Annotated in this window: 14 protein-coding genes and 1 riboswitch; of the genes, 12 read left to right on the forward strand and 2 right to left on the reverse strand. The window is 37.0% G+C overall.

Annotation, left to right across the window (positions count from 1 at the left end; translation table 11 throughout):
• The first annotated feature begins 440 nt into the window (after window positions 1-440).
• The 8 genes from C1724_RS02060 (at window position 441) to C1724_RS02095 (ending at window position 11,184) form a co-directional block, all read left to right on the forward strand.
• A complete protein-coding gene (locus C1724_RS02060; RefSeq protein ID WP_102345089.1) occupies window positions 441-989 on the forward strand; it encodes a shikimate kinase in 549 nt (182 codons plus the stop codon).
• Between the two features lie 135 nt (window positions 990-1,124).
• Entirely contained in the window at window positions 1,125-1,886 is a 762-nt protein-coding gene (aroD, locus tag C1724_RS02065; protein WP_102345090.1) for a type I 3-dehydroquinate dehydratase, read from the forward strand.
• A gap of 290 nt (window positions 1,887-2,176) precedes the next feature.
• Window positions 2,177-3,202, forward strand: coding sequence for a low-specificity L-threonine aldolase (ltaE, locus tag C1724_RS02070; RefSeq protein ID WP_102345091.1), 1,026 nt, complete (start codon window positions 2,177-2,179; stop codon window positions 3,200-3,202).
• A gap of 268 nt (window positions 3,203-3,470) precedes the next feature.
• Window positions 3,471-4,106 (forward strand): helix-turn-helix transcriptional regulator, encoded by a 636-nt coding sequence (locus tag C1724_RS02075; RefSeq protein ID WP_102345092.1) that lies wholly within the window; start codon window positions 3,471-3,473, stop codon window positions 4,104-4,106.
• A 20-nt stretch (window positions 4,107-4,126) separates the two neighbouring features.
• Entirely contained in the window at window positions 4,127-4,942 is an 816-nt protein-coding gene (locus C1724_RS02080; protein ID WP_102346700.1) for a pyruvate, water dikinase regulatory protein, read from the forward strand.
• A gap of 2 nt (window positions 4,943-4,944) precedes the next feature.
• Window positions 4,945-7,617 carry a pyruvate, phosphate dikinase gene (ppdK, locus tag C1724_RS02085; RefSeq protein ID WP_102345093.1) on the forward strand — a complete coding sequence of 891 codons (2,673 nt, stop codon included), beginning with the start codon at window positions 4,945-4,947 and terminating at the stop codon, window positions 7,615-7,617.
• A 1,801-nt stretch (window positions 7,618-9,418) separates the two neighbouring features.
• The gene (locus tag C1724_RS02090) at window positions 9,419-10,294 is read left to right on the forward strand and encodes a processed acidic surface protein (protein ID WP_102345094.1); all 876 of its coding nucleotides are present in this window, start codon (window positions 9,419-9,421) and stop codon (window positions 10,292-10,294) included.
• Window positions 10,295-10,542: 248 nt separating this feature from the next.
• A complete protein-coding gene (locus tag C1724_RS02095) occupies window positions 10,543-11,184 on the forward strand; it encodes a bifunctional 2-keto-4-hydroxyglutarate aldolase/2-keto-3-deoxy-6-phosphogluconate aldolase (protein WP_102345095.1) in 642 nt (213 codons plus the stop codon).
• Between the two features lie 65 nt (window positions 11,185-11,249).
• Here the strand turns inward: C1724_RS02095 and C1724_RS02100 are convergent, their stop codons facing one another.
• Window positions 11,250-12,260, reverse strand: coding sequence for a DUF3231 family protein (locus C1724_RS02100; protein WP_102345096.1), 1,011 nt, complete (start codon window positions 12,258-12,260; stop codon window positions 11,250-11,252).
• Between the two features lie 301 nt (window positions 12,261-12,561).
• Between C1724_RS02100 and C1724_RS25395 the strand changes: the two genes are divergently transcribed.
• Together C1724_RS25395 and C1724_RS02105 are read left to right on the forward strand one after the other, a co-directional pair.
• Window positions 12,562-12,714 (forward strand): hypothetical protein, encoded by a 153-nt coding sequence (locus C1724_RS25395; protein WP_180994097.1) that lies wholly within the window; start codon window positions 12,562-12,564, stop codon window positions 12,712-12,714.
• Window positions 12,715-12,934: 220 nt separating this feature from the next.
• Window positions 12,935-14,296 (forward strand): MATE family efflux transporter, encoded by a 1,362-nt coding sequence (locus C1724_RS02105; protein WP_102345097.1) that lies wholly within the window; start codon window positions 12,935-12,937, stop codon window positions 14,294-14,296.
• Between the two features lie 72 nt (window positions 14,297-14,368).
• Here C1724_RS02105 and C1724_RS02110 read toward each other — a convergent pair whose 3' ends face one another.
• Window positions 14,369-15,301: an aldo/keto reductase gene (locus tag C1724_RS02110; protein ID WP_102345098.1), complete on the reverse strand. Its 933-nt coding sequence runs from the start codon at window positions 15,299-15,301 to the stop codon at window positions 14,369-14,371.
• A gap of 206 nt (window positions 15,302-15,507) precedes the next feature.
• On the opposite strand from C1724_RS02110, the gene C1724_RS02115 reads away from it, so the two are divergent.
• Together C1724_RS02115 and C1724_RS02120 are read left to right on the forward strand one after the other, a co-directional pair.
• Window positions 15,508-16,449: an alpha/beta hydrolase gene (locus C1724_RS02115; protein WP_102345099.1), complete on the forward strand. Its 942-nt coding sequence runs from the start codon at window positions 15,508-15,510 to the stop codon at window positions 16,447-16,449.
• 156 nt (window positions 16,450-16,605) lie between these two features.
• Window positions 16,606-16,685: riboswitch (ZMP/ZTP riboswitch) on the forward strand.
• Window positions 16,686-16,858: 173 nt separating this feature from the next.
• Complete coding sequence (locus tag C1724_RS02120) at window positions 16,859-18,058, forward strand: phosphoglycerate dehydrogenase (RefSeq protein ID WP_102345100.1); 1,200 nt, start codon at window positions 16,859-16,861, stop codon at window positions 18,056-18,058.
• The last annotated feature ends 153 nt before the right edge of the window (window positions 18,059-18,211 follow it).

Here is an 18,211-nt window from a genome sequence, read left to right on the forward strand (position 1 = left end):
TTTGTTTAAATTATCAAAAATAGTTTGCCCTTAGGACTTCTGTTCATTCATATATAATGTTTATTTATAGGGTTGACTATTTGCTATTTATTGGTACTAATAAAAGGAATAGGCTCTTCAGATTACAGTTACAAATTCCAGATTTAGTTTGGTAGGATTTTTGACTTTTAAGGGCATCATTCGTATTATTTAATACCTATATAAAATATATTTATTGCTTTAATACGTAAACGAGGAGATATATAATGAAAAGAATAGTGTATTAAGAAATAATTTTTTAGCTATAGAACAAAAAGTTAGATGATTTTTTCTAGCCATGGCTACATAGTAAACTCTTTTGTTGCGCTTTATTAACTTTTAACTTCAGAAATAATGTAACAATTATATATAATCTTCGTTGCTGATTAATAAATGATGTAGCCGAAGTGGGAGGGACACAAATGTTTAACCGCGAAGTTTCTTTAAGAGAAAAGAGTATTGTATTTATAGGATTTATGGGTGCTGGGAAAACGACGATCGGTAAAGTCGTTGCTAAAAAACTGTATCGTGATTTAATAGATATTGATGAAGTGATTGAAAATGAATATAACATGCCTACTACAGAAATTTTTAAGCAAATTGGCGAAAAAGCATTTAGAGAAAAGGAAAAAGAACTGATTATATCGTTATCTAAGAAAAAGTTGGGCATTATTTCAGTTGGTGGCGGCGCATTTCTACAAGAGGAAATAAGACATGCTTGTTTACAAAACTGTATTGTTTTCTTTTTAGATTTATCATGGGAATCATGGAAGGATAGAATTAGTTTAATTATTGATAGTCGTCCAGTGCTGCAGGGACGTAGTTTAGATGATATACTTGAGCTCTTTAATAAAAGGCAGGAAATATATTCACTACACCATTCCAAGGTTAGCATGGACAATCTCGAGGTTGAAGAAATCGCTGACTATATTGTAGACTCTTTGAAATTAGCATGGGAGCTGCATGATTGAAGGAAGGTTTCTAAACATTAATGTGGGGTAGTTTTATACAAACTCAATCGGAACGGTATATTCATAAGGATGTATTTACATAAGTAAAAAATTGCTGCGGTTATTTTTATTAAAAGTAAAAGGATGAAGGTGTATATGAGTACATTAACAATAAAAAATTTAACAATTGGAAAAGGTATCCCTAAGGTCATCGTTCCTCTAGTAGGCAAAACAGCATCGGATCTGTTTGAGGAAGCTAAGATCGTGAATGATTTAAATCCTGATGTTGTTGAATGGCGTGTAGATACGTATGAGCATGTTGAGGATTTAGATGCAGTTCAAATAACTCTAAAAAAAATAAGAAACATCTTGACCAAGACGCTGATTCTTTTTACATTTAGAACCCACAAGGAAGGTGGAAACAAAGAAATCAGCCATGCTTACTATACACAGTTAAATGAAATGGCGATCAGTACACAAAACATTGACTTAGTGGACGTGGAGCTGTTTAATACTGAGGAAATAGTAACGAAACTCGTTGCAACCGCAAAGGAGCATGGTGTTTTTGTTATTATGTCTAATCATGATTTTGCAAAAACACCTCCAAAAGAAGAAATTGTAAGCCGTTTAATCAAAATGCATGAATATGGTGCCCATATTCCGAAAATAGCTGTTATGCCAACATCTGTTGCTGATGTCCTTACGTTATTGGACGCAACAAATAGTATGAAACTAAAGTATCCTGATGTACCGATTATTACAATGTCAATGGGTGGTACGGGCGTTATTAGCCGATTGGCTGGCGAACTGTTTGGCTCTGCTTTCACTTTTGGTGCTGGTAAAGCTGCATCCGCGCCAGGTCAAATACCAGCAGCGGACTTAAGAACGGTATTAGAAATATTCCATAAAAGTATGTAATCATAGATTTTAACAAACCCTAAAACTCGACAAGTGCCTGGCACTTGTCGAGTTTTGTTTTAATACTAGCAATCTTAGTGAATATATATTGCAATTCTTGTAAAGTACTACTATAATTCGATCTGTTAGGGATTTACAGTATACTAGAATAATATATAGTGAAACAAAGTACATGTTTTGAACTCCGACAAAAGTATTGTTGCCTGCTGCACAGCTATTTTAATTACCAACCATAGCCATAGTGACGGAAATTTTTACACACTAAAATCTAGCTAAACGGAGAGGATACTATGATCGACTTAAGAAGTGATACAGTTACAAAACCGACACTAGAAATGAGAAAAGCTGCGTTTGAAGCAGAAGTGGGTGATGATGTTTATAATGAAGATCCTACAGTGTTGACTTTGGAAAAAGAAGCTGCGACCATCCTTGGTAAAGAGGCAGCTATGTTTGTACCAAGTGGAACACAAGGAAATCAAATTGCTGTCCTAACTCATTGTCAATCAGGGCAAGAAATAATTTTAGAGGCAGAATCACATATCTTTTATTATGAGGGTGCAGCTATTTCTGCTTTTGCAGGTGTACAGCCACGGACAATAAAAGGGGAACGTGGTGCGATGGATCCTAGGGATATAGAAGCTGCGATTCGTGATAGTAGTGATATCCATGTTCCAGAAACAGGACTTATTTGCATTGAGAATACGCATAATCGTGCGGGCGGTGCCGTTGTTCCGTTAGCAAACATGAAGGAAGTACATGCTGTTGCGTCAAAGCAGAATATTCCTATCCATTTAGATGGAGCTCGTTTATTTAATGCGGCAGCAGCAACTGGAATAAATGTAAGGGAATTTGCAGCTTATACAGATACAGTTCAATTTTGCCTATCTAAAGGATTAGGAGCTCCGGTTGGCTCGATCATTGCTGGCTCTGAAACTTTTATCAAAAAAGCTCGCAAGTGGCGAAAACGTCTTGGGGGTGGTTTAAGGCAGGTTGGAATAATTGCCGCTCCAGGTCTTGTAGCGTTACGAACAATGACCGATCGCTTAACTGAGGATCATCAAAATGCTAAGCTCCTCTCTGACGGTCTACAACAAATTAACGGATTACGACTAGAAAATGTCGTGGAAACTAATATCGTGTTGGTAAATACTGAAAATACGGGCTTATCATCACAGCAATTTATAGAGCTGTTAAAAAGCAATGATATTTTGGCCGTTTCATTTGGACCTTTTACTGTTCGATTTACAACACATTATGATGTCTCAGAATCTCAAATTAAGCAAGTAATCAACAAAGTGAATCAATTGTTGAAATAAAATATATGCATATTATCAGGTGCCCAGTTCGTTAGATGTTTCATCTATGGACAGGCACCTTTTTTACACTGAGTGTATCCTCATTTAACCCCTTTTAGCATATAAGGACAATGAAATTTTAAAAAATTTGAATATTGTCACAAAATTTTAAAATTATGGGATTTTAATGGATTGAATTTAAATATAATATACTATATATTAATAAGTATAACATATTTAAAAATTAGGACTATTAATATAACACATTATTGATCTTTTAGTAGAGGTGGTGGAAACTATTAAACTAACAAAACGGCAAGAGGAAATACTGCAAATTGTGAAAAAAGAAGGCCCCATTCCTGGTAAAGACATCGCCGAAAAGCTTTCATTAACAAGAGCTACACTTCGTCCCGATTTAGCAATTTTAACAATGGTCGGAAATCTCGAAGCTAGGCCGCGAGTTGGTTATTATTATAAGGGCGCAGAATTTGAGCAGGTGACTGATTGGATTTCTAAGCAACTAGTCAGTGAATATAAAGCACACCCAATCGTCATAAAAAAATCTGCGTCTGTTTACGATGCAATTGTTCAGATTTTTTTGGTGGATGTTGGAACTTTATATGCAGTTGACGAAAAAGGTTACCTTGCAGGAGTTATTTCTAGAAAAGACTTACTTAGAGCATCTATGGGGAATCAGAATCTTCAAGAATTACCTGTTAGTGTGATTATGACAAGAATGCCAAATATCATTACGATTAGACCTGAAGACACGCTGTTTGAAGCAGCCAAAAGAATGATTGAGTATCATATTGATTCTTTACCAGTAGTTGAAGATATTGATCCAAAAGATCATGCCTATAAGGTGATTGGCAGAGTCACAAAAACGACTATTTCACGTGCATTTGTTGAGATGGGTGAGAATTGACGATTGGAAGTGAGAGCGAGTTGGAAGAAAGAGAAATAGTTTATGTGGTGTCCGATTCAGTTGGTGAAACAGCTGACCTTGTTGTAAAAGCAGTTGCTACCCAGTTTAATACTGGATATGTTGAAACGAAACGAAATGCTTACGTAGAAGACTTTGATGATATTGAAGACTTATTACTGATGGCTAAACAAACTCCATCGATTATTGCGTATACAATTGTTGTGCCTAAACTAAAGGAATACTTAGATAGACGAGCAAAAGAAGAAAATATTACAGTAGTTGATTTATTAAACCCTCTAATAGAAGCTTTTATGAAAACGTTTAACAAAGTACCAAATTATCAACCAAAGATGATGAGACAGCTGGATGAAGAGTATTTTAGAAAAATAGAAGCGATTGAATTCGCAGTAAAATATGATGATGGCAGAGATCCACGCGGACTTCTGCGAGCTGACATTGTGTTAGTTGGTGTATCCAGAACATCTAAAACTCCACTTTCTATGTATCTAGCACATAAGCGTTATAAAGTGGCAAATGTCCCATTGGTACCAGAAGTTTCGCCACCTGATGAATTATATAAAATCCCAAGAAACAGGTGTGTGGGGCTGATTATTTCCCCAGATAAGCTAAATGTCATTCGAAAAGAACGTCTAAAGAATTTAGGTTTAGCATCAGAAGCAAATTATGCCAGCTTTGAGCGTATTCTTGAGGAATTAGATTACGCTGAAAAAATCATGAAACGGATTGGCTGTCCGATCATCAATGTATCCGACAAGGCAGTAGAAGAAACAGCCGACTATATATTAGATATCTTGAAAAAAGAGAGGGGTTCTTGATGATGAAGAAGTTTGTATACCTGTTTAATGAAGGAAACAGTGAGATGAAGGAGTTATTAGGTGGAAAAGGTGCAAATTTAGCTGAAATGACAAAAATAGGTTTGCCAGTTCCATTTGGATTTACGATTTCAACTGAAGCATGTAATGCTTATTATGAATCGGGAAAAACGATTTCTGTTGAAATTCAAGATCAAATTTTACAAGCATTATCAACTCTTCAAGAAAAAACAGGTAAACGTCTCGGTGACCCAGCGAATCCGTTGCTTGTTTCAGTTCGATCAGGTGCAGTATTTTCAATGCCAGGGATGATGGATACTGTTCTTAATCTAGGAATGAACGATGAAACTGTTGAGGGAATGGCTAAGTTAACGAATAATCCACGCTTCGCATATGATTCATACCGAAGATTCATCCAAATGTTTTCTGATGTAGTGCTAGAGGTGGATACGTATTTCTTCGAACAGCTCTTAGAGGAATACCGTGAGGAAAAAGGCTATTCGTCAGACCCGGAATTAACCGCTGAAGACTGGAAGGAAGTTATTAAAGGCTATAAGAATATCGTCAAAAAGCGTACTAAAAAAGACTTCCCGCAAGATCCAAAAGCACAACTTTTCCTATCTATTAATGCTGTTTTTAACTCATGGAATAATCAGCGTGCCATCGTTTATCGCCGTTTGAATAAAATTCCAGATCACCTTGGAACAGCAGTTAATATTCAAAGCATGGTGTTTGGTAACATGGGTAATGATTCTGGAACAGGTGTTGCTTTTACTCGTAACCCATCGACAGGTGAGTCTGTTCTTTATGGTGAATATTTAATTAATGCTCAAGGAGAAGATGTGGTGGCGGGGATTCGTACACCACAACCAATCCATACACTACAAGCAGAAATGCCTGAAGTATTCAAGCAATTTACAGATACATGCCAGCGCCTTGAGCAGCATTATAAAGATATGCAGGATATTGAATTTACGGTTGAACGCGGAAACTTGTTTATTTTACAAACACGAACAGGTAAAAGAACAGCCCAAGCAGCTATTCGTATCGCAGTAGAAATGGTACAAGAAGGCATCATTGATAAAAACACTGCAATCCTGCGCGTTGATCCTGACCAGTTAAACCAACTGCTTCATCGCCGAATTGATGATACATTTGAACGTAAGCAACTCGCTAAAGGACTACCTGCATCACCTGGGGCTGCAACTGGTCGAGTTGTATTTGATGCAGATGAGGCTGAAGTTTTAGGAAACGAAGGTAAAAAGGTTATTTTGGTACGCCCAGAAACAACGCCTGATGATATTCACGGAATTGTAGCTGCCCAAGCAGTTGTAACAAGCCGTGGTGGGATGACCAGCCACGCAGCTGTTGTTGCAAGAGGTATGGGAAAAGCATGTATTTGTGGCTGTGAAACTTTAAAAATTGATTTAAAAGCTAAGCAATTTAGTGTTGGAAATACAGTAGTTCAGCACGGTGACATTATTACGATTGATGGTGGTACTGGTGAAATCATGCTTGGTGAAATTCCGATGATTGATCCACAGCTATCAGATGAATTCCAATTGTTATTGCAATGGGCAGATGAAATTAGAAAAATTGGGGTCCGTGCAAATGCCGACAATCCAGAAGATTCACAAAAGGCATTTGAATTTGGTGCCGGTGGTATTGGGTTATGCCGTACAGAGCATATGTTTATGGATGCTAAGCGAATTCCTATTGTCCAAAGTATGATTTTAGCTGAAACATATGAAGAGCGTAAATCTGCATTAGATAAGCTGTTACCGATGCAACAGGGTGATTTTGAAGGTATATTTGAGGCGATGCAAGGCTTGCCAGTTACGATTAGATTACTAGATCCACCACTACATGAATTCTTACCAGATAAGGAAGAGTTGCTAGTGGAAGTCACAAAACTTCAACTAACTGCACCAAATTCTGAAGAATTAACAGAAAAAGAACGTCTACTAAAGCAAGTTCGTCAGTTAGATGAGTTTAATCCAATGTTAGGACATCGCGGTTGCCGTCTAGGAATGATTCACCCAGAAATATATGAAATGCAGGCAAAGGCTATTTTCTATGCGATTTCTGAGTTATCTAAAAAAGGTTTAGAAGTTAAGCCGGAAATTATGATTCCACTTGTTGGTCATGTCAATGAATTGAAACAAATGCGTCAACTTGTTATTGATGCATCTGCTCAAGTTCAAGAAGAAACCGGCATGGAATTCGATTATTTAATCGGGACGATGATAGAGATTCCGAGAGCTGCTTTAACTGCCGATCAAATTGCTGAAGAAGCAGATTTCTTCTCATTTGGTACGAATGACTTAACACAAACAACATTTGGATTTAGCCGTGATGATGCGGAAGGCAAGTTCCTGCAGGCATATATTGAGAAAAAGATATTGCCAGAAAATCCATTTGTAGTTCTGGATCAGGAAGGTGTAGGTAAACTTGTTGAAACAGGAGTAAAGCTTGGCCGTCAAACAAATCCAAAGTTAAAAACAGGTATTTGCGGCGAACATGGAGGCGAGAAAAGCTCGATTGAGTTCTGCTACAATACAGGATTAGATTATGTAAGTTGCTCACCATACCGTGTGCCATTGGCTCGACTTGCTGCAGCACAGGCAACAATTCGTAACGACTCTAACATCCAAAGTCAACTGCAATCTCAAATTTAATTAGCTATTTGGAGGAGCTGGATTTCACATTAGTGAAGTTCAGCTTTTTTGTGGGGTTTTTCTAAGAGGATGTCAGAAAAGTAAACTATTAGATACTGCAATGATAAAGATTTATCGTGATCGGCGGACATGGGAAAACCATATAGAATGGCCTAATCGTGCCCGTAAATGCCAAAAAGGTTGTCTAGTGGTAACGAATAGCATCTAATCGTGCCCGCAAACGTCGACAAAGTAGGTTAGCGGTACCGAAAAGAGTCTAATCGTGCCCGAAAATGCCAAAAAAGTAGGTTAGCGGTACCGAATAGCGTCAAATCGTGCCCGCAAACGTCGAAAAGGTAAGCAAGCGGTAACGAATAGAATCAAATTATGCCTGCGAACATGGAAAAACGTTAGGGGATACAGTAATTGTGCCCCTAAACGCAAAAAATGCAGTCAAGTGGTAACGAATAGCGACTAATCGTGCCCGCAAACGTCGAAAAGGTAAGCAAGCGGTAACGAATAGAATCAAATTATGCCTGCGAACATGGAAAAACGTTAGGGGATACAGTAATTGTGCCCCTAAACGCAAAAAATGCAGCAAGTGGTAACGAATAGTCACTAATCGTGCCCGCAAATGTCAAAAAGGTTGTCTAGTGGTACCGAATAGCGTCAAATCGTGCCCGCAAATGCCAAAAAGGCAAGCTAGCGGTACCGAATAGCGTTTAATCGTGCCCGCAAACGTCGACAAAGTAGGTTAGCGGTACCGAAAAGAGTCTAATCGTGCCCGAAAATGCCAAAAAAGTAGGTTAGCGGTACCGAATAGCGTCAAATCGTGCCCGAAAACGTCGAAAAGGTAAGCAAGCGGTAACGAATAGAATCAAATTATGCCTGCGAACATGGAAAAACGTTAGGGGATACAGTAATTGTGCCCCTAAACGCAAAAAATGCAGTCAAGTGGTAACGAATAGCGACTAATCGTGCCCGCAAATGCCAAAAAGGTTGTCTAGTGGTAACGAATAGCATCAAATCGTGCCCGAAAACGCCAAAAAAACAGTCAAGCGGTAACAAATAGCGTCTAATCGTGCCCGAAAACGTCGAAAAGGCAAGCTAGCGGAAACGAATAGCATCAAATCGTGCCCGGAAACGCCAAAAAAACAGTCAAGCGGTAACAAATAGCGTTTAATCGTGCCCGAAAACGCCAAAAAGGCAAGCTAGTGGTACCGAATAGCGTTTAATCGTGCCCGTAAAAGCCAAAAAAGTAGGTTAGCGGTAACGAATAGAGTCTAATCGTGCCCGAAACCGTAAAAAAAGTAGGTTAGCGGAAACGAATAGCATCAAATCGTGCCCGCAAACGCCAAAAAGGCAAGCAAGTAGTACTGAATAGCATCAAATCGTGCCCGCAAACGTCGAAAAGGCAAGCTAGCGGAAACGAATAGCATCAAATCGTGCCCGAAAACGCCAAAAAAGCAGACAAGCGGTAACGAATAGTCACTAATCGTGCCCGCAAACGCCAAAAAAGCAGACAAGCGGTAACGAATAGTCACTAATCGTGCCCGCAAACGCCAAAAAAGCAGACAAGCGGTAACGAATAGTCACTAATCGTGCCCGCAAACGCCAAAAAAGTAGTCTAACGGTCACAAAAAAACGAATAAAGCCAAAAAATATTACTACTAGCTCTTAAAAACCTCCCACATACCTCAAACGTTTCTAATGAAGGGAGTTTGTGCCTGTTAAGGTAGTTACTTTCACTACTTGCCATTCAGCTTATAGGGAACATTACTGTTGATAATATAATACAAACAATACAGAAGGAGGTTAATGAATGAAGTTCTTGAAGTTTGGGCTTATTTTGTTACTTGCTTTATACCTATCGAATGTTTCTATAGCTACTGCTGCTCCTCCTGAACAGGAGCTAAACCAATACTTAGCAGAAATTGGTTGGACAAAACAAGAACTGCTTGAGTATTTAGATTTTTATGAGATACCTTTGGAGGAATTTGAGTCAGTTGAAGACTTAAAATGGATACTTGGAACGCCTATTACTGCTCAAAATTTACAAGATATGTTAAACCGATATAATATGACTGAGTCTGAATTAAAAGAGCTATTAGATCATTTTGGTGATTCATTAGCTGAATATAAATTCATTGAGGATTTAGAAGCGGCTGTGGATTTTTATGTGAACCATGATGAATATATGGCTGAAATTGAAAATGAATTAGCTGAAATGGGTCTAACCGAGGAAGAAACGGAGCGGTTCTTCGAATATTTAACGCAGGTTGAAGAGAATAACAAAAATCAACTAGATCAAATGGAAATGCTTGATTATCGCCTTGAACAATTTTCAGATATATCAAATACCGCAGATCTAAGTGATGAGGAATTAGATGAGTTAGTACAAATATTGACTGAATCGGAGGAGCTATACGAGATTCAAGTTAAATATAGTACGGATAATAAAGAGATCACATTGAAAGAACTTCTGAAGATGGAAAAGCTGCCAAAAAATCTTTTTATTAGCATCTATAGTAAATCTGGAGAGCTACTTATAGATTTCACTCTACCGAAATGGATGTATGAGTTAGAGGAAATGATTCTTGAAGGTGAAGAGATGATTCATTTAGGTGAATTATCAGATGAATATGTAGATTATTTGCATGAAGAAAAAGAAGAGGATGCTAAAAGAGAATTAAAATAATAGTATTTGTATATTATCGGGTGTTTGCATACAACGTGCAGGCATCTTTTATTTTGCACAGAAAATTATTTGTACAAGAAAATCTTGTATGTTAGTATACTAGTATGCTTAGGGGATAAAATAAATATGCGATCTAGTATATTTTAGCAGGTTCAATACATCCTAAATATCATAAAACATAATTGTATTAGCAGGACGTTTTCTGATCGAAAAAGCAGTTTTATTTTGATACATATGAGGTGAAAGGTATGTTACAAAAATACGAAATACTTAATGAAATGCATAAAGGCTATTTAGTTGCCGTAATCCGCGGCAAAAATAAAGAGGATGCAGTTGAGATATCTAAGGAAGCATTTAAAGGTGGAATACGTTCACTAGAAATCACATTTTCTACTCCTGGTGCAGAAGATGCGATTGCTGAGCTAACTCGTTCTGGCAACAGCGAGATGATTATCGGTGCTGGAACAGTTTTAGATGAAGAAACAGCAAGAATTGCAATCATGAAAGGTGCTCGCTACGTTGTAAGTCCACACTTTGACAAAGCTATTGCTCTGATGTGTAATCGCTATGCCATTCCATATTTACCTGGATGCAGCGATGTTACAGATATTATGGAGGCCTTAAAGTACGGTGTAGATGTTGTGAAATTGTTCCCTGGTAGCCTTCTAGGACCTGGCTTTATTAAAGACGTTAAAGGACCTATTCCGCATGTTCAATTAATGCCATCTGGAGGTGTAAGTTTGGACAATCTTTCAAAGTGGATAGAGAATGGAGCTTTTGCCGTAGGAATCGGTAGTGCGCTAACGAAAGGTGTTACAGAGGGTGATTATAGCTCAGTTCAAAATGTAGCGCGAGAATTTATGGACAAAATTACATCTCTTAAGAGCTGATGCATAATAAGTAATATTAGAAGAGGAGACACCTGTAATAAACAAAACAGGCGTCTCCTTAAATTTCAATGCGTTTCTTTTATTAAATTATCTCTATCGTCTGCTTGTGGTGGCTCCTCCAACCAGCCGTGCTTAATCATGATGTTTGCACCATCTTCCGCATATAGAGATATTTCTGGTATTAAAGATGCATATTTTAAACCTAAATCTCTTCGAGGGCTTGCGGCCAAGGCCATTCCAAAGTTTCCAATTCCAGCGGCAATCATCGCTGAAATGTGAAACATAATCAATTTATCTGAAAAAATTTGCGTTGTTGTATCGGTTATGGCTGAATCCCAGCTCATTGGCGCAGGTAGGTCCTCTTTAAATAGTAGGTCTGAAAATAAGTCAACATACTTTTGAGAAAGTTTTTTCCCGCGCATTAAATATTCTTTAACTTCCTCATCACGGGCCACTTGTGCAAACCCTGTTATAATTGCTTTTCCGATAGCATTTGCTTGAACATTTAAAAACAAATGCGTGATTTCTACAGATGTAACAGCCCTCTTCTTACCAAAAAAGCCAACTAAAAAATGCTGTTTTTCTACAAAGTCTACTTTATCGGGAATTGTTATAAATGGCGGTCTCATATAAGTACCTTGCTTTAACATTAACTCACGTGTTTTATCCTGTAGGTCAACTGCTGCATTTAAAACACGTTTATGAAATGAAACAACATCTGGTCGTGTAACAGTTCCTAATGCTGCGGTATTTGCTCCCAAAGCAAGTATGGACATATGTCGTAAATACATTAACATAAAGCTATCAGAAAATAATCTCGGTGCTTTTGGATCTATGTCTTGATCTGTAAAGCCAATCGGCGTTGGGAATTCATCTTTATTAAAAATCTCTTCCATTATAGATAAATTGTCTTTCGCAGTTTTTAAAGTAAATTCAATTATTGGGCGTATCTCTTCGTCTTCAACTTGTTCTAGAAAGTATGTATTCATACATACTGCTAATGTATCATTTATATATTGCGACCATAGACTAGACATTTCCGCAGCTGTTAAACGAACTTTTGTCTTATCATCCATAAAAATATCCTCTCAGTTATATATATTTAGGTATTGTTAGTATTAACAGATATATCGATATTATTTGCCTAAATTTGCTAACCTAAAATAAATTTCATTTCCCAAATCTGTATCAATTTCATACTATTGTAAAAAGAGGTTAAAAAATTGTTTAAGAATTATTATAAAAAGGTACCACTTAATTCCCATTTTATAGTAAAATGAAATCAACGAAAGGGTTTGTAAGCCCTTTCATCTGAAAAGTATTAAATAATATAAATTTAGAACAGTTATATAAAAATTATTAATAAGGAGGGAGACAATGAGCAACAAGAAGGTTCACTTGGAGGATTTCGTTAAAGATAATCGTTTTGAATTAAAAAAGTATCTTACTTCATTATTTAAGCAATTTAATCATTTTCAACGTGCACAGCTAAACGTTTGTAATTCAAAAGAGTCAGATGAAAGGGTATAAGAGTATGAAAAAAATAAAAGTGTAGAGACCTTGTAATTGTTAAAAAATAATTACAAGGTCTTTTTTTATACCTCTATTTACGTTTAACTATTAGAAAGTCACCTTTTTGTGGTATTATATTTTCTTGCGAATAAATAACTTAAACTTTACTACAACATCCTTCCTTATATCATAATAAAATAGACGCATACTCACATAATAGAAAACTCGGAGGAAATATATGCACCACGCCAAAACATTTAAGAAAAAGACAGGCTTATTCTTTATAATATTGTGGCCAATTTTGGTAACTCAAATGGGACTTTATGCAATGAATTTATTTGATACGATGATGTCCGGGCGAGCAGGGACTGACGATTTGGCAGGAGTTGCCATTGGCTCTAGTCTATGGTTTCCTGTTTTCACAGGGATTAACGGCATTTTACTGGCAGTGACCCCAATTGTTGCACAGTATATCGGCGAAGGACAGCGAGACAAAATTTCCCAAACAGTGACGCAAGGTTTATACCTTTCGGTGCTGATCGCTTGTTTAGTTATAGGTATTGGTGCAATTAGTTTGGAGCCAATATTAACGTTTATGGAACTTGAACCTGCAGTTCATCATATTGCTAAACACTATTTAATTGGCTTATCTTTTGGAATTATTCCATTGTTTGCAGCTAATGTTCTAAGATACTTCTTTGATGCTCAAGGCAAGACACGAATAACAATGGTCATTACGATTGTGGCAGTACCGATCAACATTGTGTTGAATTATGGTCTTATCTTTGGAAAATTCGGTTTACCTGAGCTTGGAGGTATTGGAGCCGGTTATGCGACAGCAATCACTTACTGGTTGTTATTATTGATAAGCATTTGGATGACCTTTAATATAAAAGGAGTGCAATCATATAAGTTATTTGTTCATTGGTGTAAACCGAGCATGCAAGCGTGGAAAGAACAGCTTGCGATTGGTGTTCCAATGGGTCTTTCCATTTTTTTTGAGGCCAGTATCTTTTCAGCTGTTACTTTGTTAATCGGTTCTATGTTTGATACAGTTACCGTTGCAGCCCACCAAGCAGCTTTAAATTTTACCTCGCTAATCTTTATGGTGCCACTAAGTATTTCAATGGCATTGACTATTTTAGTTGGATATGAGGTAGGAGCTAAAAATTACGAGGATGCAAAACAATACAGCCTATTAGGTGTGTCTTCTGCTATTCTAGTTTTGGCCATATCATCGGTTTTTCTTTATTTTTATAGGGAACATATTGCTTATTTGTACACTGATAATCATGAAGTAGTGGAAATGACAATGAAGTTTATTATATTTGCAATTATTTATCAGCTTTCCGATGCTACACAGGCCTCTCTTCAGGGCGTGTTACGAGGTTATAAAGATGTAACTATTCCTTTTATTACAGCCCTTGTTTCATATTGGGGTATTGGATTGCCAGTTGGGTATATGTTATCGACATACACGGAGTTGGGTGCATTTGGATATTGGGTTGGGATAACAATTGGCCTAACTAGTGCTGCAATCGGCTTTGTTGTACGTTTAAGTTTTATTCAGCGACGACATATTAAAGTGATTATAGCCTAATCGAATAGGTTTATTTTAATGCCTGCCAGAGAGCAGTGTGCTCGAGCGATGTGCTGGCAGGCAATTAACGAATTAACTAAAAATAAGATCAATTTCTGTAACTTGTTCAGCTGTCAGTTGGACATTTAATGTTTTTAAATTTGCGAGTACTTGATCAGCGCGTTTAGCTCCTGGTATTAAAATATCAATTTCATCGCGCGTTAAATACCAAGCAAGTACAATATTTGCTATGTCAATGTTATTTTCATTTGCAATTTTACGCAATTGTTCCACTTTTTCAAGGTTCCGTAAAAATGTTTCACCTTGAAAGTGTGGCTTTTTTGCACGTGAATCATTGAATGTCGTGTCTTTGTTATATTTACCAGCTAGCAGTCCAGATGCAAGCGGGAAATAAGGAATAAATGAAATACCATTTGCCGCTGTATATGGAAGTAATTCTTTTTCCGCGTCTCTTTCTAGTAAGTTATAATTTCCTTGAAAAACATCAACATAGCCATCTTTGTTTGCATCTTTCAATTGTTCAAGGGAAAAGTTTGAGACACCAATAGCTCGGATTTTTCCTTCATCCTTAAGTTCTTTTAAAGCACCAACAGCCTCTGCTTTTGGCGTATCTTTGTCTGGAAAGTGAATATAAAATAAGTCAATATAATCAGTTTGAAGTCTTTTTAAGCTATCCTCAACTGCTTGCTTTAAAAAAGCAGGTGAGTTATCTATCAAAACCTCATTACCAACGAATTTGTGAGCCCCTTTTGTTGCAATGACAGCTTCTGAACGATTTCCTCTTTCTTTTAGCACTTCACCGATTAATTCTTCTGAGCGTTTAGGACCGTACATATAAGCGGTATCCAATAAGTTAATACCATGATCTAAAGCGGTACGTACTAAATCTTTACCTACTTCTTCATCTAGGTTTGGATAAAGATTATGCCCTCCAACAGCATTGGTTCCAAGTCCAATAGGATTTACAATCAAATCTGATTTACCAATTCGTGCCTCTTTCGCCACGATAGCTCCATCTCCTTCTCGGCAGGGAGTTTTTATGGGGATTCCTACCATATTTTAAATTAGACAGTTACTCCCGATAATCCTTCTATAAATTTAAATATTAGCCTACAGTTAATTTGAAGTATCCATTTTACAAAAAAGTTTAAAAATGAATTAAAATAAGTCATACTAAGGTCAGCTAATAAATATGGAGGCTTATTTGACATATGGAGAAAAAAATAAATCCCGAATTAAAAGAGTTCTTTTTAAAGTTGCCTAAAACTAGAACAGCAGATGAAGATATTGTAGAAAGAAGAAGATTTCTTTCCATGCAATATGAAAAGCAAAAAGCTGTATCTAATTCAAAGGTATTAATTAAAGAACGTTATATTAACGTGGAAAAGGCTGAAACTAGTATCCGAATTAAAATTTATGAGCCGGCTATTAAAAAAGATGGAACGCCAGGATTACTCTGGATTCACGGTGGTGGTTATATATATGGCGCACCTGAAATGGATGATAACCTTTGTCAGCAGTTTGTGGAAAAAGCAAATTGTTTAGTCGTATCTGTTGATTATCGCTTAGCACCGGAGCATCCATATCCGGCTGCATTAGAAGATTGTTATGCTGCGTTAGAATGGTTGTTTAGTAATGCTAAAGAATTAAGTGTTGATGTTACGAGGATAGCTGTTGCTGGCGCTAGTGCAGGTGGAGGACTTACCCTGGCACTTTCATTACTAAATAGAGAACGTAATCAGTATCCAATTATCTTCCAGATGCCGCTATACCCCATGATAAATAACTTACATAATACACCATCAAGCTTTGAAATTACTGATAAAAGGATTTGGAACCGGGAATTAAATGAAAGAGCTTGGAAATTTTATCTTGGTGACCTAACTGGGGAACAAGTTACCCAATATGCGGTACCTAGTTCTGCCGAAGATTTATCAGGCTTGCCACCAACCTATACTTGCATTGGTACATTGGACTTATTCCGCGATGATACACTGGATTTTGTAAAAAAATTAAGTCAAGCGGGTGTCCCTACCGAGTTCCATCTCTATCCCGGTTGTTTTCATGCATTTGAATGTATGGTGCCTGATGCAGAAGTAAGTCAACGAGCTGTTGACCAATATACGGATGCGTTGAAAAGAGCCTTTCAGTAAAGGGAGGTAAACGATAAACAAGGTTAAGAGGAAAGTGGAACGTGATAGTCTAGAAAAAATTTTACTAGTAAAACTCTATTTAGATAAATTATATGAATAATCTTAAAATGAAGGTTGAATCTTGTCGAAAACCTTGTTAAAATAAAAGCAAAGAAAAAGGCTATGTGTAACTGGCGAAAAAACGGGGAACCGTGAGGGAGCACATAGTTTCGAAGCCGTTCGCCTGGGCATAGGTAAGGGAAGATCCCCTTGCCTTTTTATGTTTCCGAGCAGAGGTTGCTATAGGAAATCTACTATAGACTCCATTTTTATAGTAAACTAATATAAAAATGTTCGATGTTCTCTTGCTTGAAGTTATTATTTTTTTAGATATGAACACCATCAAAAATAGGAAAGAGGAGAAATTATAATGAGCACAGTAGCTGTAGATAATGTTAAAACAATTAAAACCTTAAATAATATTGCTGAAAGTGGGCTAAATGTTTTCAGTAAAGGTAACTTTGCTATTGATAACGACAGTGAAAATCCTGATGCAATAGTTGTTCGTAGCTTTAACATGCACTCAATGGAACTTGGCAGTAATTTAAAAGCAATCGCACGTGCAGGAGCTGGTGTTAATAATATTCCCGTTGAAAAATGCACAGAACAAGGAATTGTTGTTTTTAATACTCCTGGTGCTAATGCTAACGCTGTAAAAGAAATTGTATTAACGTCATTAATGGCTTCATCTCGTAACGTTTTTGCTGGTATTGCTTGGACAAAGAGTTTAGAAGGACAAGGCGAAGAAATTCCTAAGCTTGTAGAAGCAGGTAAGAAACAATTCGTTGGTAAAGAAATTAAAGGTAAAACATTAGGTGTTATTGGCTTAGGTGCGATTGGTGCCCTTGTAGCAAATGATGCACTTGATCTAGATATGGATGTAATCGGTTTTGACCCGTTCATTTCAGTTGATACAGCTTGGAATTTATCACGTAATGTACAACGCGCAATGACACTTGAACAATTATTTGCTAACTCTGATTATATTACTGTACATGTACCATTAACGGATGATACAAAAGGTATGTTTAATAAAGATTCATTCAGCATCATGAAGGATGGCGTTCATATCCTAAACTTCTCTCGTGGAGGCCTTGTAAATGAAGAAGATATGGCAGCTGCACTTGAAAGTGGTAAAGTGGGTAAGTATATAACTGATTTCCCAAATGAAAATGTATTAAAAATGAAGAATGCAGTTCCAATTCCACATCTTGGTGCATCTACAGTAGAATCTGAAGAAAACTGTGCAATTATGGCTTCACGCCAAGTAAAGGAATTTTTAGAAACAGGAAACATTAAAAACTCAGTGAATTTCCCGAATGCATTTTTAGAGTATACTGGAAAACGTCGAGTGGCTGCGTTCCACAAAAATGTACCGAACATGGTTGGTCAAATTACCTCTGCATTATCAAACTATAACTTGAACATCGCAGACATGGTAAATAGAAGCCGTGGAGATTACGCATATACATTAATTGATATTGATAACAAAGTAAACGGCGATGTAATTCCTGGTTTAGAAGAAAAAATCAATCAAATCGAGGGTATCGTTACAACTCGTATTATCTAATCATTTTAAAAATATAAAACGCCTGATCCCGATAGTATCGTGATCAGGCGTTTCTGCTTGAGTTAGGTATTTTTATGAGATTGTAATTCTTCATTGTGGGAATGAAGGATAATTAGGAGTTGAAATGGAAGGCGAAAGCTCTTTATCGCAGGA

Source organism: Bacillus sp. Marseille-P3661 (assembly GCF_900240995.1).
Taxonomy (GTDB): Bacteria; Bacillota; Bacilli; order Bacillales; family Bacillaceae_J; genus OESV01.

Coding starts and splice junctions, on each gene's coding strand:
- C1724_RS02060 (WP_102345089.1), top strand. CDS start 441: ATGTTTAACCGCGAAGTTTCTTTAAGAGAAAAGAGTATTGTATTTATA.
- aroD (WP_102345090.1), top strand. CDS start 1,125: ATGAGTACATTAACAATAAAAAATTTAACAATTGGAAAAGGTATCCCT.
- ltaE (WP_102345091.1), top strand. CDS start 2,177: ATGATCGACTTAAGAAGTGATACAGTTACAAAACCGACACTAGAAATG.
- ppdK (WP_102345093.1), top strand. CDS start 4,945: ATGAAGAAGTTTGTATACCTGTTTAATGAAGGAAACAGTGAGATGAAG.
- C1724_RS02090 (WP_102345094.1), top strand. CDS start 9,419: ATGAAGTTCTTGAAGTTTGGGCTTATTTTGTTACTTGCTTTATACCTA.
- C1724_RS02095 (WP_102345095.1), top strand. CDS start 10,543: ATGTTACAAAAATACGAAATACTTAATGAAATGCATAAAGGCTATTTA.
- C1724_RS02100 (WP_102345096.1), bottom strand. CDS start 12,260: ATGGATGATAAGACAAAAGTTCGTTTAACAGCTGCGGAAATGTCTAGT.
- C1724_RS25395 (WP_180994097.1), top strand. CDS start 12,562: ATGAGCAACAAGAAGGTTCACTTGGAGGATTTCGTTAAAGATAATCGT.
- C1724_RS02105 (WP_102345097.1), top strand. CDS start 12,935: ATGCACCACGCCAAAACATTTAAGAAAAAGACAGGCTTATTCTTTATA.
- C1724_RS02115 (WP_102345099.1), top strand. CDS start 15,508: ATGGAGAAAAAAATAAATCCCGAATTAAAAGAGTTCTTTTTAAAGTTG.
- C1724_RS02120 (WP_102345100.1), top strand. CDS start 16,859: ATGAGCACAGTAGCTGTAGATAATGTTAAAACAATTAAAACCTTAAAT.